Annotated in this window: 19 protein-coding genes; 7 read left to right on the forward strand and 12 right to left on the reverse strand. The window is 54.0% G+C overall.

What is annotated here, in order from left to right; all coding sequences use genetic code 11:
* Window positions 1–5 precede the first annotated feature (5 nt).
* The 3 genes from ACMGGP_RS22175 to ACMGGP_RS22185 form a co-directional block, all read right to left on the reverse strand.
* On the reverse strand, window positions 6–833 hold the full coding sequence (locus ACMGGP_RS22175; RefSeq protein WP_010670305.1) for a TIM barrel protein: 828 nt from the start codon (window positions 831–833) through the stop codon (window positions 6–8).
* A 98-nt stretch (window positions 834–931) separates the two neighbouring features.
* Window positions 932–2380, reverse strand: coding sequence for a sugar porter family MFS transporter (locus ACMGGP_RS22180; protein ID WP_010670306.1), 1449 nt, complete (start codon window positions 2378–2380; stop codon window positions 932–934).
* A gap of 321 nt (window positions 2381–2701) precedes the next feature.
* Window positions 2702–3604 carry a LysR family transcriptional regulator gene (locus ACMGGP_RS22185; protein WP_010247278.1) on the reverse strand — a complete coding sequence of 301 codons (903 nt, stop codon included), beginning with the start codon at window positions 3602–3604 and terminating at the stop codon, window positions 2702–2704.
* Between the two features lie 100 nt (window positions 3605–3704).
* On the opposite strand from ACMGGP_RS22185, the gene ACMGGP_RS22190 reads away from it, so the two are divergent.
* Together ACMGGP_RS22190 and ACMGGP_RS22195 are read left to right on the forward strand one after the other, a co-directional pair.
* Window positions 3705–4772, forward strand: coding sequence for an SDR family oxidoreductase (locus tag ACMGGP_RS22190; RefSeq protein ID WP_124890555.1), 1068 nt, complete (start codon window positions 3705–3707; stop codon window positions 4770–4772).
* 88 nt (window positions 4773–4860) lie between these two features.
* Window positions 4861–5517, forward strand: coding sequence for an SDR family oxidoreductase (locus ACMGGP_RS22195; protein ID WP_033786953.1), 657 nt, complete (start codon window positions 4861–4863; stop codon window positions 5515–5517).
* Between the two features lie 87 nt (window positions 5518–5604).
* Here ACMGGP_RS22195 and fumA read toward each other — a convergent pair whose 3' ends face one another.
* Window positions 5605–7251: a class I fumarate hydratase FumA gene (fumA, locus tag ACMGGP_RS22200; RefSeq protein WP_498798916.1), complete on the reverse strand. Its 1647-nt coding sequence runs from the start codon at window positions 7249–7251 to the stop codon at window positions 5605–5607.
* A 156-nt stretch (window positions 7252–7407) separates the two neighbouring features.
* The gene (locus ACMGGP_RS22205; protein WP_250489002.1) at window positions 7408–8844 is read right to left on the reverse strand and encodes an anion permease; all 1437 of its coding nucleotides are present in this window, start codon (window positions 8842–8844) and stop codon (window positions 7408–7410) included.
* Between the two features lie 660 nt (window positions 8845–9504).
* Here ACMGGP_RS22205 and ACMGGP_RS22210 point away from each other — a divergent pair.
* Together ACMGGP_RS22210 and ACMGGP_RS22215 are read left to right on the forward strand one after the other, a co-directional pair.
* Window positions 9505–12285, forward strand: coding sequence for a flavocytochrome c (locus ACMGGP_RS22210; RefSeq protein WP_031592419.1), 2781 nt, complete (start codon window positions 9505–9507; stop codon window positions 12283–12285).
* Window positions 12286–12348: 63 nt separating this feature from the next.
* Window positions 12349–13311, forward strand: coding sequence for an FAD:protein FMN transferase (locus tag ACMGGP_RS22215; RefSeq protein WP_498798917.1), 963 nt, complete (start codon window positions 12349–12351; stop codon window positions 13309–13311).
* On the opposite strand, the gene dcuR is transcribed toward ACMGGP_RS22215, so the two are convergent.
* On the reverse strand, window positions 13305–14024 hold the full coding sequence (gene dcuR / locus ACMGGP_RS22220; RefSeq protein WP_009093030.1) for a two-component system response regulator DcuR: 720 nt from the start codon (window positions 14022–14024) through the stop codon (window positions 13305–13307). The genes ACMGGP_RS22215 and dcuR overlap by 7 nt on opposite strands.
* Window positions 14021–15610, reverse strand: a complete 1590-nt coding sequence (locus ACMGGP_RS22225) for a sensor histidine kinase (protein WP_498798918.1) — start codon at window positions 15608–15610, stop codon at window positions 14021–14023. The genes dcuR and ACMGGP_RS22225 overlap by 4 nt, the downstream gene beginning before the upstream one ends.
* Before the next feature lie 354 nt (window positions 15611–15964).
* Between ACMGGP_RS22225 and mqo the strand changes: the two genes are divergently transcribed.
* Window positions 15965–17611, forward strand: a complete 1647-nt coding sequence (mqo, locus tag ACMGGP_RS22230; protein WP_498798988.1) for a malate dehydrogenase (quinone) — start codon at window positions 15965–15967, stop codon at window positions 17609–17611.
* 73 nt (window positions 17612–17684) lie between these two features.
* On the opposite strand, the gene ACMGGP_RS22235 is transcribed toward mqo, so the two are convergent.
* On the reverse strand, window positions 17685–17999 hold the full coding sequence (locus ACMGGP_RS22235) for a VF530 family protein (RefSeq protein ID WP_498798919.1): 315 nt from the start codon (window positions 17997–17999) through the stop codon (window positions 17685–17687).
* A gap of 204 nt (window positions 18000–18203) precedes the next feature.
* Between ACMGGP_RS22235 and ACMGGP_RS22240 the strand changes: the two genes are divergently transcribed.
* Window positions 18204–19517: an MFS transporter gene (locus ACMGGP_RS22240; RefSeq protein ID WP_498798920.1), complete on the forward strand. Its 1314-nt coding sequence runs from the start codon at window positions 18204–18206 to the stop codon at window positions 19515–19517.
* 279 nt (window positions 19518–19796) lie between these two features.
* Here the strand turns inward: ACMGGP_RS22240 and ACMGGP_RS22245 are convergent, their stop codons facing one another.
* Window positions 19797–19931 (reverse strand): hypothetical protein, encoded by a 135-nt coding sequence (locus ACMGGP_RS22245; protein WP_254920067.1) that lies wholly within the window; start codon window positions 19929–19931, stop codon window positions 19797–19799.
* Between the two features lie 387 nt (window positions 19932–20318).
* Window positions 20319–21323 (reverse strand): NAD(P)H-dependent flavin oxidoreductase, encoded by a 1005-nt coding sequence (locus tag ACMGGP_RS22250; protein WP_498798921.1) that lies wholly within the window; start codon window positions 21321–21323, stop codon window positions 20319–20321.
* A 168-nt stretch (window positions 21324–21491) separates the two neighbouring features.
* Here ACMGGP_RS22250 and ACMGGP_RS22255 point away from each other — a divergent pair, with 168 nt between their 5' ends.
* On the forward strand, window positions 21492–22367 hold the full coding sequence (locus ACMGGP_RS22255; RefSeq protein WP_191924013.1) for a LysR family transcriptional regulator: 876 nt from the start codon (window positions 21492–21494) through the stop codon (window positions 22365–22367).
* Between the two features lie 152 nt (window positions 22368–22519).
* Here the strand turns inward: ACMGGP_RS22255 and ACMGGP_RS22260 are convergent, their stop codons facing one another.
* Both ACMGGP_RS22260 and ACMGGP_RS22265 read right to left on the reverse strand, forming a co-directional pair.
* Window positions 22520–23986 carry a pyridoxal phosphate-dependent decarboxylase family protein gene (locus ACMGGP_RS22260; RefSeq protein ID WP_498798922.1) on the reverse strand — a complete coding sequence of 489 codons (1467 nt, stop codon included), beginning with the start codon at window positions 23984–23986 and terminating at the stop codon, window positions 22520–22522.
* Window positions 23987–24000: 14 nt separating this feature from the next.
* Window positions 24001–25386 (reverse strand): diaminobutyrate--2-oxoglutarate transaminase, encoded by a 1386-nt coding sequence (locus ACMGGP_RS22265; protein ID WP_022624771.1) that lies wholly within the window; start codon window positions 25384–25386, stop codon window positions 24001–24003.
* Window positions 25387–25776: the final 390 nt, after the last annotated feature.

Here is a 25776-nt window from a genome sequence, read left to right on the forward strand (position 1 = left end):
ATTCCTTAAGCTGAGTAGTTTAACAGCTGGATGCTGTCGCGAATTTCGCGGGCAATGTCCGCTTCCTGCCAGCTGTTCATCACTGAGGAGAACGGCTCAAAGGCGTAAAGGCCGGTGTAACCCATCTTCTCCAGTCGCTCGACCTGCTGCTTACTGCGCAAGCGGTCGTCCGCGCTGAGCATGATGCGCTCTTCGTCGGTTAGCTGATTAACCGGGCGCGGGTCGGTGACGCCGGAAAGGTGAACCAGACCGATCTGCTGAATATCGATCTCCTGTTCGAAAGTCTGTTCCGCATCTTCAAACAGATGATGATGGAAGGTATCGATCAGCAATCTGAATGGCACACCCGCTTCATGGATCAGCGTCTGAGCCTGAGTTGCTGAACGCAGCGAGCTTTGCGGGAAGCCCAGCGGTTCCACCAGCCCCTGAATTCCTGCCTCAGCGAACAGCGGGGCCAGGGTTTTCAGCGCGCTTACGGTGTCGGCAGCGCTGATCGGCGTGCCGTCATTAAGCGGGCAGAGCACCAGCGATTCAGCGCCGACCGCCTGCGCATCACTTAACAGCTGGCGGGTGCGTTGCAGCACCTCTTCATTCAGCTGATTAAAGGGATAGAGCGCATTAATGGTGACAATCCGGATGCCTGACTCACGCGCCAGGGCTTTTACCTCGTCGCCGCTGAGATCGTCGGTGACGCGGCCGCTGGGCATATCATTACGCAGTTCGACATTATGGATACCGAGCTGGCTGACCAGTTTAAAAAACTGCGGAAGGGTGAGGCTGGGCGCAATTTTACGGTTGATGCAAAAGCGCGCGTTGGGAATATTCAGGCTCATAACAATTTCCTTGAATGTAGGGGTACAGTGTTAATAGCAATCGGGTAGTCAGCGTAATGACGCGGGCCGTGGATTATTCAATACAGACGTTTCAGGCACTATTTTTTGCCGTTGCCGTTATAAAGCGCATAGAAATAGTGCTCGACCTGCTCAAGACTTCTTCCCCGGGTCTCGGGAATAAACTTCACAACAAAAACAGAACCGCCGATGCCGATAGCCGCGAATATAAAGAAGGCTCCGGCCAGACCAAATGCGGCTAATAACAGCGGGAAGGCCATGGAGATGGCGAAGTTGGCGATCCACAGTGAGAAGACAGCGCCACCCATACAGATGCCACGCATCCGTGCGGGAAAGATTTCCGACAGCAGCAGCCAGGTAACAGGAGACAATGCGCCCTGCTGGAAGCAGAGGAACATCAGCATGCCCGCCAGCACCAGATAAGCCCGCAGCAGGTTGACCGTGCCGTTGAGGTATTCCGGCATCAGCCAGCAGACCAGCCCGATAAAGAACAGGCAGCAGGTGCAGCCCATCTGTCCGATTAACACCAGCGGACGGCGTCCCACTTTGCCGATTAGCCAGATACCCGCCAGCGTCATCACCACGGAGATCACGCCATTGGCGATGGTGGCGAACAGCGCGGCATCGTTGCTCAGTCCGGCAGCGGTCAGCATGGTGGGGGCGTAATACATAATGGTATTCACCCCGGTCAGCTGCTGGATGGCGGCAATACCCACGCCCAGCAGGAAGATTTTCATCAGCCAGGGTGTGGCGAGATCGCGCAGGCGGCCTTTGCCACGCTGACGGTTCTCTTCAATGGTTTCCTCAATCTCTTCCAGCTCCCACTCGACATCTTCGGCGGCACGGGTTTTTTCCAGGACCTCGCGCGCTGCCTGACTGCGGCCTTTCATTACGTGCCAGCGCGGGGTTTCAGGCATAAAAATCATGCCGATCCAGAGCAGAACAGCAGGGACAATCGACAGCGCCAGCATCCAGCGCCAGGTATTTTCGCCGCCCCAGATATCGTTAAAGGTGGCGTTGGAGATGTACGCCAGCAACTGACCGCTGACGATCATCAGCTCCTGCAGGGTGACCAGCTGGCCACGTTTATTGGCGGGGGCGATTTCTGCGATGTAGACCGGCACGGTCGCGGCAGCACCCCCCACGGCAAAGCCCAGGAACAGGCGAGAAGCGATCATCCAGGTGACATCAGGCGCCAGCGCCGAGCCGACAGCGCCAAAAGCGAAGATAAGCGCCAGCGCAATGATAATGCGTCGTCTGCCGAGGCCATCCGCCAGATGACCGGCTGCCAGCGCGCCGAAGGCTGCACCAAACAGCAGGGAGCTGGTGACCAGCCCGGTAGTAAATGGGGTGAGATGCAAATCGCCGCGCATAAACAGTAATGCGCCTGAGACTACACCGGTGTCATAACCAAACAGCAATCCACCCAGGGTGGCGACCAGCGCAATAATCTTCACAAAAGGCTCGGTGCGGGTGGTGCTATTTGGACCGGATGCCGGGTTCGACGAGATATAAAGTTCTTTTTCCATGAATACTCCTGGTAATAACGGCAAAGACAAAACGTCAGAACATGAAGAAGACATCACCCTACTGATATTTTTATTTCGGGTTAAATTATATTTGAAACTTAGTTTTCATTATGTGAGCTCAACCCTTCCGCCATTTTTATTTTGATGGGATTCCATCAGGGCGAAAATAAAAACATTAAATTTAAGCGGGTTATAGGGGAGATCGATAAGTTACCGGCGGTTCAGGCAGGGAAGAACAGGGGGAAATCAGCGTGTAGAAAGATTAAATGATCGCAGTCAGGATGAAACATCCCAACCGCGATAAACAGATAGCAGGGTGGGTTAGCGGATTTCCAGCGCGGTGAGCGCCGATAACAGTGCATCGACCTTAGGCAGGAACTGTTTACGGCGTGGCCACACCACGCTCAGCGTCAGCCCCTCGGGCTGCAACTGCGGCAAAATTATCTCCAGATCGCCCTGTTTCACGGCATGCTGAATCAGCCACGAGGGCATTTGTGCCACACCCAGCCCGGCGATGACAGCCTGCAGCTGGGCATCAACGTCGCCCAGTGCCAGCCGGTACGGCACCTCGCGCCAGTGCGGCTGACCATCTTCGGTGGTGAACAGCCAGGGTTTGGTGCTGCCATCTACACGCTCATAAAGGATGGCGCGGTGGTTCAGCAGCGCCGCCTCATCTTCAGGTCGTCCCTCGCGTGCCAGATAAGCGGGTGAGGCACAGAACTGCATCTGCTCGCGGCCCATATTACGCCAGCCCAGCGAAGCAGGCAGGTCGGGCGCGCCGCCGATCCGTACCGCCACATCCACGCCCTCTTCAAACAGGTCAACAAAGCGGTCAGAGAAACTCAGGCTCAGAGCCAGTTCCGGGTGTTGCTGACAAAAGGGCATCAGCAGCGGCATCACATTGAGGCGGCCATAGGTGGTGGGCACCGCCAGGCGCAGGCGACCGGAAGGAATCGTTCGCTGTGCCGCCAGCACCGCTTCGGCTTCGGCCAGATCCTCCAGAATGCGCAGGCAGGTCTGGTAATAGGCGCTGCCCGCGTCGGTGAGGTGCAGGCTCCGTGTGGTGCGCTCCAGCAGTCGCGAGCCTAATCGTGTCTCCAGGCGGCTGACGCTTTTACTGATCGCCGATCCGGTCACGTGCAGACGCTCCGCAGCGGCGGTAAAACTGCCACACTCTACGCTGGCAACAAACGGCAGAATATCTTTGAGGCGATGATCGTGCATCGATTAATGAACTCAGGTTGAGAATGCTGTGAATAAATGCCAGAGATAAGAACTGAATTCTCTATTAGGCTTAGCATTACGCAAAATGAGGAGAAATCAAATGAAAAAGCATGCTTTGATTGTGGGCATCAGTGGCGTTATTGGTCGCGGACTAGCAGATAAATTACAGAAGGAAGGCTGGCAGGTCAGCGGTCTGTCACGCGGACGTGGCGCGGTACCTGAAGGTGTCACCAGCCTGACGGCCGATCTGACCGATGCGGATGCCGTCCGTGACGCGCTGAAGACAGTGAAACCGGATGCGCTGTTCTTTAGCGTCTGGGCGCGTCAGGAAAATGAAAAAGAGAATATCCGCGTTAACGGCGGCATGGTGCGGAATGTGATTGAAGCACTCGGCGACCGTTTACAGGGTTCGCACGTGGCGCTGGTAACCGGACTGAAGCACTACCTGGGTCCGTTTGAAGCTTACGGAAAAGGCGCTGTGCCAGTCACGCCGTTCCGTGAAGAGCAGGGCCGTCAGCCGGTCGATAACTTCTACTACGCGCAGGAAGATGAAGTGTTCGCTGGTGCAGAGAAGTTTGACTACCGCTGGAGTGTGCATCGCCCGCACACCATCATCGGTTATGCCGTGGGCAATGCGATGAATATGGGTCAGACACTGGCGGTCTACGCAACGCTGTGTAAAGAGAAAGGCTGGCCGTTTATCTTCCCTGGCTCACCTGAGCAGTGGAACGGTGTCGTTGATATGACCGATGCGGGCCTGCTGGCTGAGCAGCTGCACTGGGCGGCGACCTCACCTAATGCCGCTAATCAGGATTTCAATGCGGTAAACGGCGATGTGTTCCGCTGGAACTGGATGTGGCCAAAACTGGCTGACTATTTCGGCATTGAAGCAGCGGAATACCCGGCGCAGATGATGCCGCTGGAAGATCGCATGCAGGAAGCCGCCAGTGCGTGGCAGGCGATTGCAGAGCAGCATCAGTTGCGTGAATCGGATGTCACCAGACTGGCTTCCTGGTGGCATACCGATGCCGACCTGGGACGTCCGATGGAAGCCTTTACCGATATGAGTAAGAGCCGCAAAGCGGGCTTCACCGGCTATCGCAGCACGCTCGACTCCTTTATTCAGCTGTTTGATAAGCTGAAAGCGGAAAAAGTGATCCCGCAATAACCCAGCAGGCGCCGCATCAGGCGCCTGTTTTGTTTCTGACTGATAGCTATACTCTGGCACTCAATCAGTAAATAGAGGATTGGATCCTATGGCGACATGTTTCATTATCGGCGCAGCGGGCAAAGTGGGCCAAAAGCTGACTCGTCAGCTGAGCAGTAAAGGCCATACAGTGACGGCGCTGCACCGCAAACCGGAACAGGCAGAGACGCTGCAGTCCGCAGGTGCTAAACCGGTGGCTGGCGATATTCAGCAGCTGAGCGTGACGGCACTGGCAGATCTGATGACCGGTCACGATGTGGCTGTCTTCACGGCGGGTGCGGGCGGTGCCGGGATCGAGCTGACCAATGCCATTGACGGAGAAGGGCTGAAGCTGGCGGTTGCCGCAGCAGAGCAGGCGGGGGTATCACGCTTTATGCTGGTTTCCGCTTTCCCGGATGCGGGCCGCGGTAAAACTCCCTCAGAGGGATTTGAGAATTACATGCGGGTGAAGCGTCTGGCGGATGCGGAGCTGGTAGCGAGTAAGCTGGAGTGGGTGATCCTGCGACCGGGTACGCTGACCGATGAAGCCGGTACCGGCCGGGTTCATGCCGATCTGGCGATTCCGTATGGTGAGATCCCGCGCGAAGATGTGGCGGCGACACTGGTCGGCCTGATTGAAAATCCGGCGATTAAGTATCAGATCATCGAACTCACCAAAGGTGATGTGCAGATTGATGTGGCGTTGCAGCGGTTGCAGCGGGGCTAAAAAAGGCTCGTTATCACAGCCAATACGCCTGAATGCGTAACAAATAAAAGCCCCGAAGTCGGGGCTTTTTTCTTCTTAACGCATGTGCTACTTAACGCATTTCGCGCAGTGCGCGCGCTCAATGTGCTGGAAGAAGTCGTTACCTTTGTCATCGACCAGGATAAAGGCAGGGAAGTTCTCCACCTCGATTTTCCAGATCGCTTCCATTCCCAGCTCGGGATACTCCACGCATTCCAGACTTTTGATGCTCTGCTGCGCCAGCACCGCTGCCGGTCCACCAATGCTACCGAGATAGAAGCCGCCATGTTTATGACAGGCATCCGTCACCTGCTGGCTGCGATTGCCCTTGGCCAGCATGATCTTACTTCCGCCGTGCGCCTGCAGCAGATCCACGTAGGAATCCATACGACCGGCAGTGGTCGGGCCGAGTGAACCAGAAGCATAACCTTCAGGCGTTTTCGCCGGACCAGCGTAATAGACCGGATGATCTTTGATGTACTGCGGTAATCCTTCGCCGTTATCGATGCGCTCTTTGAGTTTTGCATGTGCAATATCGCGCGCCACGATAATAGTGCCGGTCAGTGACAGGCGGGTTGAAACCGGATAAGCAGACAGTTGCGCCAGAATCTCTTCCATTGGGCGGTTGAGATCAACCTGCAACGCTTCACCTTCGCCCTGCTGACGCAGTGCTTCCGGGATCAGGCGGCCTGGGTTGGCTTCCAGTTTCTCAATCCAGATACCTTCACGGTTAATCTTCGCTTTGATGTTACGGTCAGCCGAGCAGGAGACGCCCATGCCGATCGGGCAGGAGGCGCCGTGACGTGGCAGACGCACCACGCGGATATCATGTGCAAAATATTTGCCGCCAAACTGCGCACCCAGACCGAGCTGCTGCGCCGCTTCCAGCAGTTCCTGCTCCAGCTGAACGTCGCGGAACGCCTGACCGTGCTCGTTGCCTTCAGTGGGCAGCCCGTCGTAATAGTGAGTTGAGGCGAGCTTCACGGTTTTCAGGGTGCTTTCTGCCGAGGTGCCGCCGATGACAAACGCAATATGGTAGGGCGGACAGGCTGCGGTGCCGAGGGTATGCATCTTATCCACCAGGTAATTTTTCAGCTTGCCCGGGCTCAGCAGCGCTTTGGTTTCCTGATAGAGATAGGTTTTATTGGCGGAACCGCCACCTTTAGCGATACAGAGGAACTTGTACTCATCGCCATCCACGCTGTAGAGGTCGATCTGCGCTGGCAGGTTAGTGCCGGTATTCACCTCTTTATACATATCCAGAGCGGCATTCTGCGAATAGCGCAGGTTATCTTCGATATAGGTGTTGTAGATACCCTGTGACAGCGCAGCTTCATCACCGCCGCCGGTCCAGACGCGCTGGCCCTTTTTGCCCATGATGATCGCGGTGCCGGTATCCTGACAGGTTGGCAGCACGCCTTTGGCGGCAATTTCAGAGTTTCTTAAAAACTGCAGGGCGACATATTTATCATTGTCGCTGGCTTCCGGGTCATCAAGGATGGAGGCGACCTGCTGCTGGTGGGCCGGACGCAGCATAAAAGAGGCGTCGTGGAACGCCTGCTGGCTCAGTAACGTCAGCGCCTGAGGATCGACTTTAAGGATCTCCTGACCCTCAAACTCGGAGACGGAGACATGCTCACGACTCAGCAGATAGTATTCGGTATCTTCGTGGGACAGCGGGAAAGGGTTCTGATAGACAAAAGGCTTGTTCGACATTTTTTCTCACTTAATGACCGGCTGAACCTCCGCGGACAGGCTGCGGGGCGCAACATCATAGGCGAATTAATTGTTTATTATGCTTCCCCACCGCGGGTGCGGTGGGGAAGTGCAGGAATGGTATCTTATAACGCGTTGATCTGCATGTTGTATCCGTCAGAACAACCACACCATCCACGGATAGGCAATCAGCATCATGGAGCCTAAGAAGATGGCACCGAAGATGGTTCCCAGACGCCAGTAGTCTTTGGTAGGCAGATAACCGCTGCCGTAGTAAATCGGGCTTGGACCCGTACCGTATGGCGTGATGATGCCCATCACACCCAGAGAGGTACACAACATCAGGCAGAAGACCGGCATATTGATGCCCGGAATGGAGGCTGCAATGGTCAGCATGGCCGGTAACAGCGCGGTGGTGTGTGCGGTGGTACTGGCAAACAGGTAGTGCAGCAGGAAGAAGGCGATTAACAGCACCACGGCCGAAACCTGTGGGTCATAACCCTGCAGCAGCATGCCACCCTCTTTACCTAACCAGGTAATAAAGCCAACGCGGGCCAGACCATCGGCCAGTGCCACCAGGGTGGCGAACCAGGCAAAGGTGTTCCAGGCCGGTTTATTACTGGTGATGTCATTCCAGGTCAGTACGCCGGTCCACAACATCAGAACGACCACCAACAGCGCCGCCATGGCAGGTTCGATCCACGAGGTGGCGAAAATCCACATCAGCAGTGCACAGACTACAAACACCAGCAGCAGGATTTCATTGCGGGTCAGTCTGCCCAGTTTTTCCAGTTCAGCGATGGCCCATTTCGGCACTTCATCATTGATTTTAACTTCAGGTGGGTAGAACCAGTAAGCCAGCAGCGGCATGGTCAGAATCAGCAGCACACCCAGCGGCAGGAAGGCCAGGAACCACATGCCCCATGAGATATCAAAACCGACGATGCTTTTTACCAGTGCCAGTGCCAGCAGGTTAGGTGCCAGCGCAGAGAGGAACATGGAACTGGTAATACAGGCCGCGGTAATCGCTACCCACATCAGATAGGAACCGATTTTTCGGGCGCTCGGGTCGTTAGGTTTAGAGCCGTAAAGCGGCGGCAGGTTGGCGATAATCGGGTAGATGGTACCGCCACTGCGCGCGGTATTTGACGGCGTAAAGGGCGCAAGAAGCAGGTCAGCAAAGGTAATAGCATAACCCAGTGTCAGACTGCGGCGACCCAGATACTTCACCAGAATCAGGGCCAGGCGGCGACCAAACTGCGTTTTGTCATAACCCGCGGCGAACATAAAGGCACCGAAGATCAGCCAGACCGTGGAGTTGCCGAACCCACTTACCGCCCATTTGAACGACTCACTGGCGACTTTGAATTTCGGGTTAGCCAGTTCAGCCGGGCTGAAGAGCAGAAACTGGCTGAACAGCGCGATGACTACCACGCCGGTCAGGCCGATCACCGCGCCTGGCAGGGGTTCAAAAATCAATCCGACAATCACGCCGACGAAGATGGCGAAGAAGTGCCAGGCGTAGGGTTCGAGTCCGGCTGGTGTGGGCACCAGCAACAGCAACACGGCAACGAGCACCGGCAGAGCAAGCATGATAGCTTTCTTTTTACCCGGCGCCGCAGGTGCGACTTTTGGGGGTTCAGTTACAGCTGAGAGTGGTTTCATAGTATTTTATCTGCAAGTTAAGAAGAATGCGATTTGCGCCCCGGACCTTCACTGATGACTTTCTTTCTTATTCTTAATAGTGTGAATAAACCGCGATGCACTGATTTTTTAATCGACTGCTTAGCTATTGAGCTGCATTTTTAAATCCATGTAAATATGATGCGATTTTTGCAAATATAGATTTTGATCCAGATCAAAGAAATTAATTCATTATTCCCCATTTTTAACATTTATTTTTTATTTATATTTACGGCATCGACATTTTGACGGTTCTGTGAAGCTGGTCGACAAATCATCAGCTAACGCAAACTGAATGCCCTGCTTTAACTTCTTGATGATAAACGATTTATTTTTTATGTAAACGAATGGTTGATTTTTGGTTACCCATGGTTAACAATTAATATAACTTCACTTTATGCATTCGGCAAATAAAAACTCTAAATGATTTAAAAGTTAAAAAAGTAAATTTATCGCTTATGAAAGCAAAGAAAAGGGTATATTAGTCTCATGACATCGGACCACTTAATTAAGCGATAATTTGCGTCCGCTAAAAAATTTCCAGACTTTTAAATCTTGGAGTTTATCGCAATGAAATCTCTCACCCCCATCCTTAATCCACTGACCCTGCCTAATGGCGCTGTGTTGAAAAACCGACTGGTAATGGCACCGATGACCACCTGTACCGGCTTTTATGACGGTACGGTCACCAGTGAGCTGGTCGAGTACTATCGCGCACGTGCAGGCAGCATCGGAACCGTGATCGTTGAATGCTGCTTCATTGACAACCGTGGCCCGGCATTTCCGGGTGCCATTGCTATCGACAGCGACAACAAAATCCCTGGTCTGAAACGCATCGCGGACGCGATTAAATCTGAAGGCTCTACGGCCATTTTGCAGATCTATCACGGCGGCCGTATGGTGGAACCGGAGCTGATTGGTGGCAAAACGCCGGTTGCGCCAAGCGCCATCGCGGCACCGCGTGAAGGGGCAACCAAACCCCTGGCGCTGAGCGCCGAAGAAGTCGAAACCATGATCACCAAATTTGGTGATGCGGTGAACCGCGCTATCAAGGCCGGTTTCGATGGCGTCGAAATTCATGGTGCTAACACCTACCTGATTCAGCAGTTCTATTCGCCGAACTCTAACCAGCGCGATGACAAGTGGGGCGGCAGCCGCGATAACCGCGCACGCTTCCCGCTGGAAGTGCTGGAAATCACCCACAAGATGGCTGAGCGCTTCGCCCATAACTCTTTCATCATCGGCTATCGCTTCTCGCCGGAAGAGATCGAAGTGCCCGGCATTCGCTTTGACGACACGCTCTATCTGCTGGAAAAACTGGCGGCGCGCGGACTCGATTACGTCCATTTCTCGGTAGGTCAGCTGCTGCGTCCGTCAATTGTTGATACCCAGGATCCGACGCCGCTGATTGAGAAGTTCGTCGCGATGCGTTCGCCTGTGCTGGCAAAAGTGCCGGTGATTGGTGTTGGCGGCGTCGTCAATAAAGCCGATGCCGAGCTGGCGCTGGAGAAAGGCTACGATCTGGTGGCGATTGGTAAAGCCTGCATCGCTTACCCGAACTGGGCTGACCGCATCATCAATAACGAACACCTCGATCTCTACATCGACAGCAACAAACGCGAAGAGCTGCAGATCCCGGAACCGCTGTGGCGCTTCTCCCTGGTCGATGCGATGATCCGCGACATGAGTGAATCGGGCCGTAAATACAAAGCGGGCGTCTATCAGGAAAAAGTCGAAGCCGAAGCGCTGAAACTGAAAATCAACGTCACGCTGGATACTGACCGTATCACTGACATCTCGCTGGTGCCGGATGACACCCTGGATGTGGACTTCACCACCACCTTTGAAAGCCTGCGTAGCCGCATCCTGGTGGCCAACAGCCCACACGTCGATGCGATTACCGGGGCGACTACCCAGAGTGAGGCGCTGAAAAAAGCGGTTTCACGCGCGCTGACCACCTCCAGCAAAGAGCATGTGATTGAAGAGGGCGGCAACCCTAACGCACCGCAGAATTACGATGTGGTGATTGTGGGCAGCGGCGGCGCCGGCCTTGCGGCGGCTATTCAGGCGCACGATGAAGGGGCGCGCGTGGTCATCATCGAGAAGATGCCGACCATTGGCGGTAACACCATTAAAGCCTCAGTGGGCATGAACGCCGCGGAAACCCGTTTCCAGAAACTCAAAGGCATCGAAGACAGCAAAGAGCTGTTCTACGAGGAGACGCTGAAAGGCGGTCAGTTTAAAAATAATCCGGTGCTGCTGCGTGAGTTTGTAGAGCTGGCACCGGAGGCGATTGAGTGGCTGGCGAATCACGGCATTGAGCTTAACGACATCACCATCACCGGCGGGATGAGCATCGATCGTACCCACCGTCCGGCGGATCGTTCAGCGGTGGGTGGCTTCCTGATCAGCGGTCTGGTTAAAAACATCAACAGCCGCAATATCGAAGTCCTGCTGGAAACCTCAGTCTCAGAAATCCTTTATGAGAACGGCGCGGTAGCGGGTGTGAGAGTGGTCGATGAGTACAACGACAGCCGTATCCTGAACGCGAAAAGCGTGATTGTGGCGACCGGCGGATTCAGTGCGAACCGTGAACTGGTAGTGAAATATCGCCCTGAACTCGATGGCTTTGTCACCACCAACCACAAAGGTGCCACCGGCAGCGGTATTGCCATGCTGGAAAAAATTGGTGCCGGTACCGTGGATATGGGCGAAATCCAGATTCACCCAACGGTTGAACAGACCACCTCTTATCTGGTCTCTGAATCCATTCGTGGCGGCGGTGCTATCCTGGTCAGTCAGGCGGGTGAGCGCTTCTACAACGAAATGGAAACCCGCGATAAAGTCTCGGCGCAGATTATCGCCTTGCCAGAGAAGAGTGCCTGGATTGTGTTTGACGAGCAGGTGCGGATGAATAACAAAGCGGCTGACGAATATATCGCCAAAGGCTTTGTAGTCAGCGCGCCAACCGTGGCAGAACTGGCGGTGAAACTCAACATGAGTGAGCATCATACGCTGGAAGCCACGCTGGCCCGTTACAACAACTTCGTTATCATGCAGAAAGATGAAGACTTCGGTCGTCAGACCGCGCTGCGTCATCCTCTGAGTGAAGCGCCGTTCTACGCGATTCGTGTTGCACCGGGCGTACACCACACCATGGGCGGCGTCACCATCGACACCACCACTGCGGTGCTGGACAGCCAGAAACAGGTGATTAACGGCGCCTGGGCCTGTGGCGAGGTGGTTGGCGGCATCCACGGCGCGAACCGCATCGGCGGTAACGCAGTCGCCGATATCATTATCTTCGGCATTCTGGCCGGTGGTAACGCCGCCGCTTACGCCCGACGTTAAGGGTCGTCTCCGGCATCCGCGCTCTGCGGATGCCGCTCTTTTCTCTCTAAAGCAGAGTCGCCTATGTTAACTGATGCGCGTGTCTATGCTTACTCCGCTGTCTTAATGGGTTCACCCATCCTGCTCAAACTCTTCAACGATAATCAGACCCTGGCCGGACAGGTCTTCCGCCTGATTAAACAGCAGGAGAATCTCTTCACGGTTAACCGCGCGGCGTCGGAAGTGATGGCGATTAATCACGCGGCAGGGCAGCATCCGGTGGTCGTGAGTCAGCCGGTGTTTGACCTGATCGCCTGCGCGCATGCGGTGAGCCTGCTGCCCGACAGCCTGTTTAATCTGGCTATCGGCCCGCTGGTGAAATGCTGGAAAATCGGCTTTCAGGGCCACCGTGTTCCATCAGAGACAGAACTTCAGGCGCGTATGGCGCTGACGAATCCGCATGACGTTATTCTTGATGACGCAAGCCGCAGTGTCATGCTGGCGCGACCTGGGATGGAGATTGACCTGGGCGCCATCGCCAAAGGCTATATCGCCGATGTTGTGCAGGCTTTTTTGCGCCAGCAGCAGGTCAGCAGTGCGCTGATTAATCTGGGGGGAAATGTGCAGACGGTGGGTGCGCCGCCAGAAGAGGCGGGCTGGGCAATCGGCCTGAAAAAACCATTTGGTGAGGCCGATGAGCTGATCGGGGTGATCGGGGTGAATAATCGCTCGGTGGTGACATCCGGTATCTATGAGCGTTATTTCGAGCTGGATGGCGTCTGTTATCACCACATCCTCGACCCGCGAAGCGGTTATCCGCTGGATAACGACCTGCTGAGCGTCACCGTGATCTCTGAACGTTCACTGGATGGCGACATCTACACCACGCTGCTTTACGGCCTCGGCGTTGAACAGGGCATTGCCTGCCTGGCGGAGCAACCGGGCATTGAAGCGATATTTGTGACCCGTGACAGGCAGGTGATCTGCTCGTCACAACGTCACTTTTCTTTTCAGTTACTGGACACCGATTACCGGCTGGTTCACTGACAATATTGTTTGAGTAAAGTGTGATACTCCGGCTGCAGGCGATAGCGATAAACCGGACGGCCCGTGACCCCATAATGAATGCTGGTGAACAGAATATTAATCTGCGCCAGCCAGATCAGATACTTGCGGCAGGAGACGCGAGAGATATTCACCTCGGTTGCCAGTTCGTCGGTGGAGAACTCGGTACCCGGATGGGCGTCGATCCACAGACACAGCGTGCGCAGCGTCTGCGGTGTTAATCCTTTCGGCAGTCGCTTCTGCTCGCTGGCCCCCGGCGGATTGCCATGCAACAACTGATCAACGTCCGACTGCTGATAGAACTGATGATTATCCATCAGCGATTTTTTCTGTCGCCAGCCAGTCAGCGCCTCTTCAAAGCGGGCAAACTGGAAAGGCTTGATCAGATAATCCACCACACCGTAGTTGAGTGAGGTTTTGATGGTGGCGGCATCTGCTGCTGACGAGATAATAATCACGTCAACCGGACGTCCTGCGCTGCGCAGTTCCGGTAACAGGTCGAGACCGTTCTCCTGCTGCATATAGATATCCAGCAGGATCAGATCAACCTGAGGTTCGGCCTGCGCCAGCCGCTCTTTGGCCTGCTGTAAGGTTGAGGCGGTGCCGCAGCAGGTAAAGCCTGGGATCTGCCCGATATAACAGCGATTCAGCTCGGCTACCATGGCGTCATCATCGACAACTAACACATTGATCATTGGGTAATCATTCCTCTCTCCCACGGAAGTTGTACTAAGAATTGGGTGAATACACCCGGTTCCGACTCGACACTGACACTGCCGCCCAGGCTTTCGGTCTGCTGCTTAACCAGAAACAATCCGACACCGCGATCTTCGCCTTTTGACGAGACGCCACGCTCAAAAATGGCGCTGAGCTGCGTGCCGTCGATCCCGGGTCCGTCATCACTTACTTCACAGGCTAACCAGCCATTCTGATAATGCAGCAAGAGGTGGATCTCCCCTTCGGTTTCCGGATCCAGCGCCTCAAGCGCATTTTCAATTAAATTGCCCAGCACCGTAATCAGTACCGCGCTCTGCTCCTCGCTGCCGCAGTCGGGCAGAAAACTCGCCTCATCGATAATCAGCTGATGGCCTTCATCGGTCACCCGGTTGATTTTGCTGAGCAGGAAACCCGCAATGATGGGCGATTTGATCTTTTGCAGCAGCGAACCAATCTCCGTCTGATAGGCGTTGGCGGTTTTCAGGATGTACTCTTCCATCTGCGCATAGTTTTTCATATGCAGCAGGCCCAGAATGACATGCAGCTTGTTCATGAACTCATGGGAACGTTCACGTAACGCGTCTACATAGTTTACCATGCCGTCCAGACGCTGCATCAGCTGGCTGATTTCGGTCTTGTCCCTGAAGGTGGTCACCGCGCCGATAATGCGGTCACGACTGCGAACCGGCACGGTATTGCTGATCAGGATGCGATTACCCAGCGTCAGCTCCTGATCGTGCCAGGCTTTGCCCGCATGCAGCGCATCCTGCTGATGGCGGTGCATCACGCTCTCTTCAGCAATCAGATCGCCGCTTAATGGCATCTTGCGGGTGGTCTCATGCAGCAGCTGCTGCGCCGCGTGGTTAATCAGGCTGACGCGTGACTCATCGTCGACCGCAATCACACCCTCTTTAATAGAATTGAGGATCGCCTGACGCTGCTCGAACAGGCTGGAAATTTCGTGCGGCTCCAGCCCGAGCAAAATGCTCTTCAGGCGCCTGACCAGAATAAGAATCCCCAGCAAACCCACCAGGCCGCCAAATAAGACAGTCCAGACGATGTTCCAGCGGCTTTTGGCAATCTGCGCCGCCACATCATTCAGCGCAATGCCGATCGCCACCACGCCAATCTGCTGATGCTCTGCGTTATAAACCGGGGTAAATACCCGCAGTGCCTCTACCAGCACGCCGTGATTTACCGCCACATTTTCCCGCCCGCTGAGGGCCGGATAGATATCGTTGCCGACAAAATGTTTGCCAATCACCGCCGCGTTTGGGTGTGAAAAGCGAATGCCACGCATATCCGTCACCACCACAAACAGCAGGCCGTTGCGTTTGCGCGCGGCTTCGGCCAGTGGCTGAATCTGGCTGCTGCCATCCGGTAACAGCAGCCCACGCTGGACTTCAGGGCTGTCTGCCAGAGTGCGTGCCACCGCCATCGCTTTATCTTTAAGATGCGACTGAGCAAAGTTATCGATCTGCACAAAATAGAGCAGATGGACAGCAAGCAGCACGGTGACGATAACCGCGGTCATCATCAGGGTGGTCAGGGTACTGAGTTTCATGGGTCGTTTAGTCACGGCATGTCGGTTCTGTGGTTGGCTTGTCATTGGCGTTCAGCACGGGTGGAAGATCGCCCGGAAACATACGCTAACTGACCGCATCAGTACAGTTTTAGCGGTCTGCGCGCGGGCAATCGCCGGAGAACAATATTTGTGTTAGGGGATTGTATAATTCAAAGGACACCCTTAATGTGTGGTTAAAATATGTGAGCAATTCGGTAAGCCTTTTGTAATTAAATTAAGGCTAAATTGCTATTTTTAATTTTATAACTATTTTCACATTAACTCACAAATAACATTATTTTAAACTTTAAGGACTTTTTTTAACCAGTACCGTCTGAGCTGTAGATTAAAATGATGAATTCAAAGAAAGTTATCCCCACTCTTTCCCTCGCGGCCTTGTTAGTTTCTTCAGCACTGCATGCTGAAACTTCACCAGAAAAAACCGACGTCCTGTTAATTGGTGGTGGCATCATGAGCGCCTCAATGGGCACCATGCTGGAAGAGCTGCAGCCTGGCTGGAAACAGATCATGGTTGAGAAGCTGGATGGTGTGGCACTGGAATCCTCTAACGGCTGGAACAACGCCGGTACCGGTCACTCTGCCAATATGGAGCTGAACTATACGCCAGAGCGTAAAGACGGCTCGATCGACGTGACGAAAGCGCTGGAAATCAACGAAGCCTTCATGGTTTCACGCCAGTTCTGGAGTTCGCAGGTCAAAGAGGGTGTGATGCACGATCCGCGCTCTTTCATCAACTCAACGCCACACATGAGCTTCGTCTGGGGCGACAACGTCGACTTCCTGACTAAACGCTATGCGGCGTTACAGAAAACCGCGCTGTTCCAGGGCATGAAGTTCTCTACCGATCACAAGCAGATCGAGCAGTGGGCACCGCTGGTGATGGAAGGTCGTGATCCCCAGCAGAAAGTGGCCGCAACCTGGACGCCAGTTGGCACCGACGTAAACTACGGTGAAATTACCCGTCAGCTAATCGGCAGCCTGAAGAAGAATGACAACTTCCGTCTGGAAACCTCGTCTGAAGTCACCGATTTCAAACGTAACGGCGATAACTCGTGGCACGTCACCATTAAAGATGCCAAAAACGGCAACGAGCGTGCGGTTGACGCGAAATATGTCTTTATTGGTGCTGGCGGCGGCGCGCTGAAATTACTGCAGAAGACCGGCATCCCGGAAGCGGAAAACTATGCAGGCTTCCCGGTCGGTGGTTCATTCCTGGTAACCGAAAACAAGGCGATTGCCGATCGTCACCTGGCGAAAGTATACGGTCAGGCGTCTACCGGAGCACCACCGATGTCCGTTCCGCATCTGGATACCCGTTATCTGGATGGCAAACGCGTCGTGCTGTTTGGACCTTTTGCGACCTTCTCAACCAAGTTCCTGAAAAATGGTTCACTGTTTGACCTGCTGAGCACCACCACTACCCATAACATCGTGCCAATGACCGATGTGGGTATGGATAACTTCGACCTGGTGAAATACCTGGTTGGCCAGGTGATGCTGACAGAAGAAGATCGCTTCGAAGCGCTGAAAGAGTACTACCCGGACGCGAAGAAAGAGGACTGGAAACTGATTCAGGCCGGTCAGCGCGTACAGATCATCAAGAAAGATGCTGACAAAGGTGGCGTGCTGAAACTGGGTACAGAAATTGTGACCGATCAGCAGAAAACCGTGGCGGCACTGCTGGGTGCTTCTCCTGGTGCATCGACCGCTGCGCCTATCGCGTTAAGCGTGATGCAGAAACTGTTCCCGGAAGAGTTTAAGTCAGCGGAATGGCAGGCAAAAATCCACAAGATGATCCCAGGCTACGGTCAGAAACTGAATGACAACGTGCCGATGCTCCAGCAGGTATGGAATGACACCGCTGCGACTCTGCAGCTGACCACACCGCCGGTTATCAACATGGATGGCAAAGCAGCCGAGGCGCCAGCAGCACAGCCTGAGCAGGCAGCGCCTTCAGCGAAGCACGACATGGCGCTGTAACAGCGACCTGACGTAAAAAAAGCCCGCACAGGTTATCCTGCGCGGGCTTTTTTATTGCCGCGTTGTCTGCCCGTTACTCCGGCTGGTTACCGCGCCAGTTGCCCCAGGGATCTTCTGCGGGTGCTTGATCCGCCTCTTCAGACGGTGCTTCGCGGGAGGCCGGTTCCTCTTTTAACGAGGCGAGATAAAGCGCTTCGACTTCAGCCCGCGCCCAGGGCGTGCGCCGCAAAAACTTCAGGCTTGATTTAACACTCGGATCGCTTTTAAAGCAGTTAATGTTGATCCGTTTTCCCAGCTCCGCCCAGCCATACTGCGCGACTAAACTGTTTATCTGCATCTCCAGCGTTACGCCATGCAGAGGATCTTTTGAGGTTTGTGCGTTCATCATCTATCCGCCTGATTCATTCAATGCCGCACATCCTGACAATCGTAAAGCCGTTGTGCAAGGCGTGAAGGTGAAAAAGGGCATGCCGTGGCGCGTTAAGCGCAGATTTCTGTGTCTGAGTTAACGTGACAGGCAGAAGAGTGCGCAGGCGTGCGGCGATTGTGCTAATCATAAGCGACTGATGATGCTCAAAAAGGATCCCCTGCCATGTCTGTGCCCGTCGATAATCTGCTCAGCTCCGCCAGCCGTAAACGTGCTCTGATTGCCGGTTCGGTAGGTAATTTCATTGAATGGTATGAGTTTGCCGTCTATGGCTTTCTTGCCACCGTGATAGCGCAGAACTTTTTCCGGCTGGAAGGGGAGTCAGCGCTGACCGGGCTTCTGCTGACCTATGCGTCATTTGCCATCGCCTTTTTCTTCCGTCCACTCGGAGCAATCATTTTCGGCCGGATGGGTGATCGCATCGGGCGCAAACCCACGCTGATTTTTGTGTTAATCATGATGACGCTGGCGACGGCGGCTATCGGCCTGGTGCCCACCTATGCCCAGTTGGGCATCCTGGCGCCGCTGATCGTGACCGGTCTGCGTATTCTGCAGGGTCTGTTCGCGGGGGGTGAGTATGGCGGGGCGGTATCGCTGATGACCGAGTTTGCACCGCGCGGTAAGCGGGGCCTTTATGGGGCGTGGCAATCTTTTACTGTGGCGCTGGGATTACTGGCTGGCGCGGGCATCGTAGCGCTGCTCTCACTGCTGCTGTCGCCGGAGCAGATGCTGAGCTGGGGCTGGCGCATCCCGTTCTTCATTGCCCTGCCGCTGGGTGTCATCGCGCTCTGGCTGCGGGTTCAGATGGAGGAGACCCCGGCGTTTATTCAGCAGCAGGCAAAACCCGTTGTAAAAGTTGACGCCAGCCTTGGCGATACGCTGAAAACGATCCTGCTCGGTATCTGTCGGCTGATGGTCTGGTCGGCGGCCGGTTACACCTGGCTGGTGATTATGCCGACGTACCTGCAGGCATCGCTGCACACCGGTTTTAACCAGGCGTTGCTGATTGCGGTGATATCGAACCTGGGCTTTGCTGCCACCATCATCCCGGCCGGCATGCTGAGTGACAGGATTGGCCGCCGTGCGGTGATGGTGACAGCGGCGGTATTGCTGCTGGTGCTCTCTCTGCCGCTGCTTAACATACTTCAGGCAGAGAGCACCGGGCTGCTGCTGAAAGCGCTGGTGGTGTTTATCGCGGGCGGAGTAGTCGGGTTGCTGGCCGGAGCGGGGCCTGCAATGCTGGCAGAGATGTTCCCGACGCGGGTGCGTTATACCGGACTGGGTCTGGCCTATTCGCTTTCTAACGCGGTGTTTTCTGGCTGTGCCGGATTGATCATCACCGGGTTGATTAAACAGACCGGTAATCCCGATATCCCCGCCTGGTATGTGATGGCGACTGCGCTGGTCAGTATTGTTGCGTTGATGACCCTGAACAAAGATGATCATCTGCGGCTACTGGATGAGCCACCGTCGCGCTAAGTGTCGGCAAGCAAGCTGAGCGGGAAATTCAGGCTGCATAAGTGTTATGCAGCCTTTTTTACTGACAGGTCTGCCGGGAAGGGCAACAAACAAGCCTGCTTATCAGAAATGCAGCTGTAATATCACTGGCGTAACGTGCCGCTCTGTTCAGGCCGATGTAACAGGGTTTTATTCCGTAAGCGATTCAGCCGGATCAACGTCACTGACCTTCTCGCGTCATCAACACCGCCAACAGGTCTGAAGCCAAAGAGGATGCTGGAGAGAAGGATTCAGACAAGGTCATTCACTTTGCGATGATGGCAAACTGAAAACCTGATCACGGCAATTAACTTTATGAGCATGGTTGTCGGCAATAATGATGACAGCAGCCATAATCATACCGAGAAGAATGATAACTATTTTACGCAGGAGCATAAGCGTTAATTCCTGTGAAATTAAACTATTCTTATCTGTAATATGTTATTCAATTTTATCAGTGACTTAACGTGAGTGTTGATTAATTATGGCTGAAGTAACATCTTTATATATTGATCGCGATGCGGTTTTCCAGACTCTGCTGAAATAAAGGCGTCATGCAAATTATAAAATAAACGAAATCTAAATGAGGGAATAAAAGCTGTTAATTTATCTTGTGTCTGTTTGACTGAAAAGGGTTGAACCTGTATGGCTTCAGGCTGTGAAGAGGAAAAGCTGAATAACGGCCCACAGTTGAATACTGCGGGCAGCACGCTGGACCCGGTCCGGACTCATCCGACAACCGGATCCCGCTGGTGGCGGCAGTCATCACTAACTTTAAACAGATTACAGACTGAGAACGGTGTCGTCAGATTTCTGTTTCTCCGGCTGAGTGATGAAATCCTGTGCCAGATCGGCGACGATGGCTGCAACGGTTCGCACCGATTTGATCATCGAGATGCCGGTGCCTGTCGAAACGACGCCTTTGTCAAAATTGCCCAATCGCATCGCCTGCCATAAAGAGTGGTAGCCATTCATTGCAGTGAACAGCGTTTCACGGTCAGCGCCCTGCGCATCAAGTTCTGCCAGCCTGGGGCCGAGCGGCGTGGGCAATGTCCGGTAATAAGCGGGCAGGGTGCGGAAAAGTAGCAAATCTTCTGCGCTCGATGAAACAATCAGCTGCTTAACCTTCTCATCCGCCGGGTTCTCCTGCGCGGTTAAAAACAGGCTGCCTATCCAGACGCCTTCTGCACCTAACGCCATGGCTGCACGCACGCCCCGCACATCCCCAATGCCGCCAGCCGCCAGCACCGGAATTTTCACACTGTCAGCGATCATGGGCACGATACTGAACGTTCCGATAATTCGTGATGGCACGGTGCCGCCTTCATCAAATCCGGTGGCGACAATGATATCGGCGCCAAGTTTTTCGGCCTGTTGTGAATTGGCAACGTCAGGCGTCAGCGCACGATAAAGGATTTTGATGCGATGTTGTTTCAGAAATTCGAATATTTCGGCATCAAGCACTTCATTAACTAAAACGACCTCCACCTTCTCTTCAACAAACATTTCAGCTGTTGGCCGCCAGAAACTCATATCCGGCCCATTGATCAGGGTTGCCCCAAAAGGTTTATCGGTCAGCTGTTTGGTTTTTCTGATTTGCTCACGCATGCGCTCCAGCGCCATGAAACGAGAGTCCGGCAATGTATCCTGCCCGGCGTTGGGGCCAATTATGCCTAATCCGCCTGCGTTTGATACTGCGGCAACAAACGTTGCATTGGTCAGAAAGTACATGGGTGCCTGAATAATGGGATAGCGAATATTCAGAATTTCTGTCACACGGTTTTTCATGGTTTTTCCTTATCCGGATACTGTGTAGCCAGACTTATTCGTTAGAAATAAGAGTTTTTTACGGGCCGTTTTATTTTTATTCTCTTAGCCAAAACAGGGAGTTTAATAGTTGAAAATAAGAAGTAAATGGTCAGAATTGGGTACATGTTTGCCAGATATGGAAAGATAATGGATCTCAACGCGACAAAACTCTTTATTGCAGTCGTTCAGGCAGGCAGCTTTTCAGCGGCAAGTGAGAGAACGGCTATCCCCATCTCTACGCTGGTGCGGAAAGTGAACGAGCTGGAGCAGGCACTGGGTGTGCAGTTACTGGAGCGATCAAAGAAAGGGGTCAGGCCGACCTATAAAGGACAACAGTTCTTTGAGCAATCGCGACCTGGCCTGGAATTGCTGGAAGAGGCCACCAAAACGGTCAGGTCTGCGCACAAACTGGCGGGCAAACTGCGAATATCGGTGCCGCCTGACTTCACCATCTGGTGGGAATTGCTGCATGCGTTTCAGCAACGCTATCCTGATATCAAAGTGTTTTGCCACTCAGGGGAAAGAGTGGTGGATCTGTTTGAAGATGGCATTGACGTGGCACTCAGGCTGGGCGAGTTGCATACCGAAGATGTGATTGCCAAACCGGTTATGAATGTCGAGGCATGGTTTGTTGCCACGCCTGAACTGGCTGAACGCTTTGGACATCCGCAGACGCTGGCGGCGCTGGCGACGTGTCCGATAGCCAGCTGGGAAGGGCTTAACAGTGGTTCCTTTGAGTGGGTATCCGGAGACGAGAAGGTAAAATTTGAGCCGTTTTTTTCCTCGAACAACACGCAGGGCCTGCGCCATTACGCACTGAGCGGTGCCGGAGTATCGCTGTTGTTTGATTTTTTAGTGAAACCTGATGTGGAGAGCGGGAAGCTGGTGCGGTTGTTGTCCGATTATCCGACTCACTCGATGCCTTTACATCTGGTCTATGTCCGGCACAAACATCCTTCAGCCATCACACTCGCGTATCTGGAGTTTTGTGCCGAATGGGTGAGTCAATACAAGATCGGATAGGGGCTACACAAAAGGGTCAGAGGCAGAGGTGTCCGGCAAACCAGCACACAGGCACTGTAGCCTCACCGATGAATGAAAGGGATAAACACAGAAAAAGAAAAGGCGCCCTGAGGCGCCTCTGATAGTGACCTTAACGCCACTATTTCCACTATTTACACCAGCTGCTGTGCCGTGGTTTCCACCAATGTCAGCAACACTTTGATATCTTCCAGCGTCACTGTCGGATTCAGCAGGGTCATCTTCAGGCAGGTCACGCCATCGAACTCGGTCACACCAACGTTGGCGCGGCCCGATTCCAGCAGGGCATCACCGATACGCTGATTCAGCAACGCAATATCCGCACTGCTGAAGTGCGCCAGATGCGCCGGACGATAGCGGAACAGCACGCTGGCCAGCTGCGGTTTCATCACCAGCTCCAGCGCAGGCTGCTCACCAACGTACTGTGCAACCTGCTGTGCCAGCGTCACACCGTGATCGATGATTTCGGCATACTGTTTCTGACCCAGTGCTTCCAGACCCATCCACAGTTTCAGTGCATCGAAACGGCGGGTGGTCTGAAGGGATTTGGATACCAGATTCGGCACACCCTGCGCTTCATCAAACTCAGAGTTCAGATAGGCCGCCTGGTAGCGCATCAGCTCATAGTGGCGCGCTTCCTTCAGCAGGAAAGCACCACAGCTGATGGTCTGGAAGAACTGCTTGTGGAAGTCCAGGGTAATGGAATCGACCAGCTCAATGCCATCCAGATAGTCACGATACTTTTCTGAGAGCAGCAGCGCGCCGCCCCAGGCCGCATCGACGTGCACCCAGATGTTCTCTTCGGCCGCCAGCGCCGCGATTTCGCGCAGGGGATCGATCGCACCGGCATCGGTAGTACCCGCCGTGGCAACAATCGCCAGAATGTTTTCACCGTTGGCTTTGGAGGCTGCCAGCTTGTGGCGCAGGTCATCCATATCCATGCGGGCAAAGCGATCGCATTTCACCTGCGTCACGGATTGATAGCCCAGACCCAGCAGCGCCATGTTCTTCTGAACCGAGAAGTGCGCATTCTCTGAACAGAAGACTTTAATCTTCTTCAGGTCGCCGGTTAAACCATCCTGCTGAACAGAATGACCCTGACGGGCAAACCAGGCGTCACGCGCCAGCATCAGACCCATCAGGTTACTCTGGGTGCCGCCGCTGGTGAATACGCCCGCGTCGCCGGACTGATAACCGACCTGGGTGCGCAGCCACTCAATCAGCTTCATCTCAATCAGGGTGGCTGAAGGTGCCTGGTCCCACGAATCCATACTCTGGTTGGTGGCGTTAATCAGCACTTCCGCCGCCTGGCTGATAACCAGGCTCGGGCAGTGCAGATGCGCCACACACTGCGGGTGATGAACCGACAGGCTGTCTTTGAGGAAGTACTCAATGGCGCGTTCAATCGCAGCCTGGTTGCCCAGGCCCTGAGGATTGAAGTCCAGCTTAATGCGCTCGCGCAGCTCTGCGACGGTTTTTCCCTGATACATCTCAGGTTGTTCCAGCCACTTCACGACGGCCGCGCTACTCTGGGCAATCGCCTGCTGGTAGGCCTCGGTACTCTGTGCTGAGGCCGCCAGAATCGGGTTTAACCGGGACATTGCATTCACTCCACTCAAACTGGTTTCACGCCAGCTGAGAGCAGGGCGTTTTCAAATTTATCCATAAACACGTCCAGTTCTGCATCTGTGATCAGCAGGGACGGCAGCAGACGTAATACGCTGCCGTGACGTCCGCCACGCTCCAGAATCAGGCCGTTCTCAAAACATTTTTTCTGTACCAGCGCGGAGAGCTCGCCGTCTGCCGGGAAGCTGCCCATGTGATCAGCGGCTTCGTCAGGTTTCACCAGCTCAATGCCGATCATCAGACCCAGACCACGCACGTTGCCGATTACCGGGTAGCGCTGCTGCAGCTCGCCCAGTTTGCCTTTCAGCCATTCGCCCTGTGCAGCGACTTTGTCAGCGATGTTGTTATCTTTCAGCAGTTTCAGCGTAGTCAGGCCGGTCGCCATTGCGAGCTGGTTGCCACGGAAGGTGCCGGTGTGGTGGCCAGGAGACCAGGCGTCGAACTCTTTCTTAATGCCAAGTACCGCCAGTGGCAGACCGCCGCCGACCGCTTTTGACATCACGATGATGTCCGGCTCAATACCGGCGTGCTCAAAGGCGAAGAATTTACCGGTACGGGCAATGCCCGCCTGCACTTCGTCGATGATCAGCAGAATGCCATGCTCTTTGGTCACTTTACGGATGCGCTGCAGCCACTCAGCCGGAGCCGGGTTAACACCGCCTTCGCCCTGAACTGCTTCCAGAATGACGGCTGCCGGTTTGCGAACGCCGCTCTCAACGTCGTTGATCAGGTTTTCGAAGTAGTAGGTCAGCGCTTTCACGCCCGCTTCACCGCCAATGCCCAGCGGGCAGCGGTAGAGGTGCGGATAAGGCATGAACTGCACTTCCGGCATCAAGCCGTCGACGGCTTCTTTCGGTGACAGGTTGCCGGTAACCGAAAGCGCGCCGTGGGTCATGCCGTGATACGCACCAGAGAAGCTGATGATGCCGGAACGACCGGTGTGTTTTTTCGCCAGTTTCAGCGCCGCTTCAACGGCATCCGCGCCCGACGGGCCGGTAAACTGCAGGCAGTACTCTTTGCCCTGACCCGGTAATAACGAGAGCAGGTACTCAGAAAACGCATCTTTTAACGGCGTGGTTAAATCAAGAGTATGTAACGGCAAGCCGCTGGTAATGACATTTTGAATGCTCTGCAGAACGTCTGGATGGTTATGACCCAATGCCAGCGTTCCGGCACCTGCAAGACAGTCGAGATACTGATTATTCTCGACGTCTGTGATCCAGACACCCTGTGCTTTCGCAATCGCGAACGGCAATTTGCGAGGATAACTTCGAACGTTTGATTCAAATTCAGCCTGACGGGCTAAATAGGTTTCATTGGTTGCGTTTAAGTTCTGTGCATTCAAACTATCAATACGGACTTTATCCGTCATCATATCTCTCCTACAACCGGGACGGGCGTAGCGTCGCAGTTGAATAAATGTATTTAAATTGGGGTATGTGTTTTAAGCGCGGCCAATATAGGTGTTTTTAAGGTCCGACTCAATGTTTAATTTTATCGGCAGATAACAGATTCTTTGCTATAGGAATCAATCATTTGGTGAGTTTGTGAACGTATACATTATTGCCGCTTCGCTAGTCCGTTGTTAATAAGTGGCGTAAAAACACCAGCTTACCCTGCGCGGGGCGTGCTAAGTCAATGATAATAATCTGTGTAAATAGCTGTTTCCGGGGCAAAACGCTATCAAAAAGGGGCCTTTTCAGATGGAAAAAGCATAAGTCAGTTTGACTGAAGAAGCTGCATTTATAGCGGGTTAAAAGCGCAG

This window comes from Curtobacterium sp. BNK-1, from assembly GCF_048685235.1.
In the GTDB taxonomy this organism is placed as follows: Bacteria; Pseudomonadota; Gammaproteobacteria; order Enterobacterales; family Enterobacteriaceae; genus Pantoea; species Pantoea agglomerans.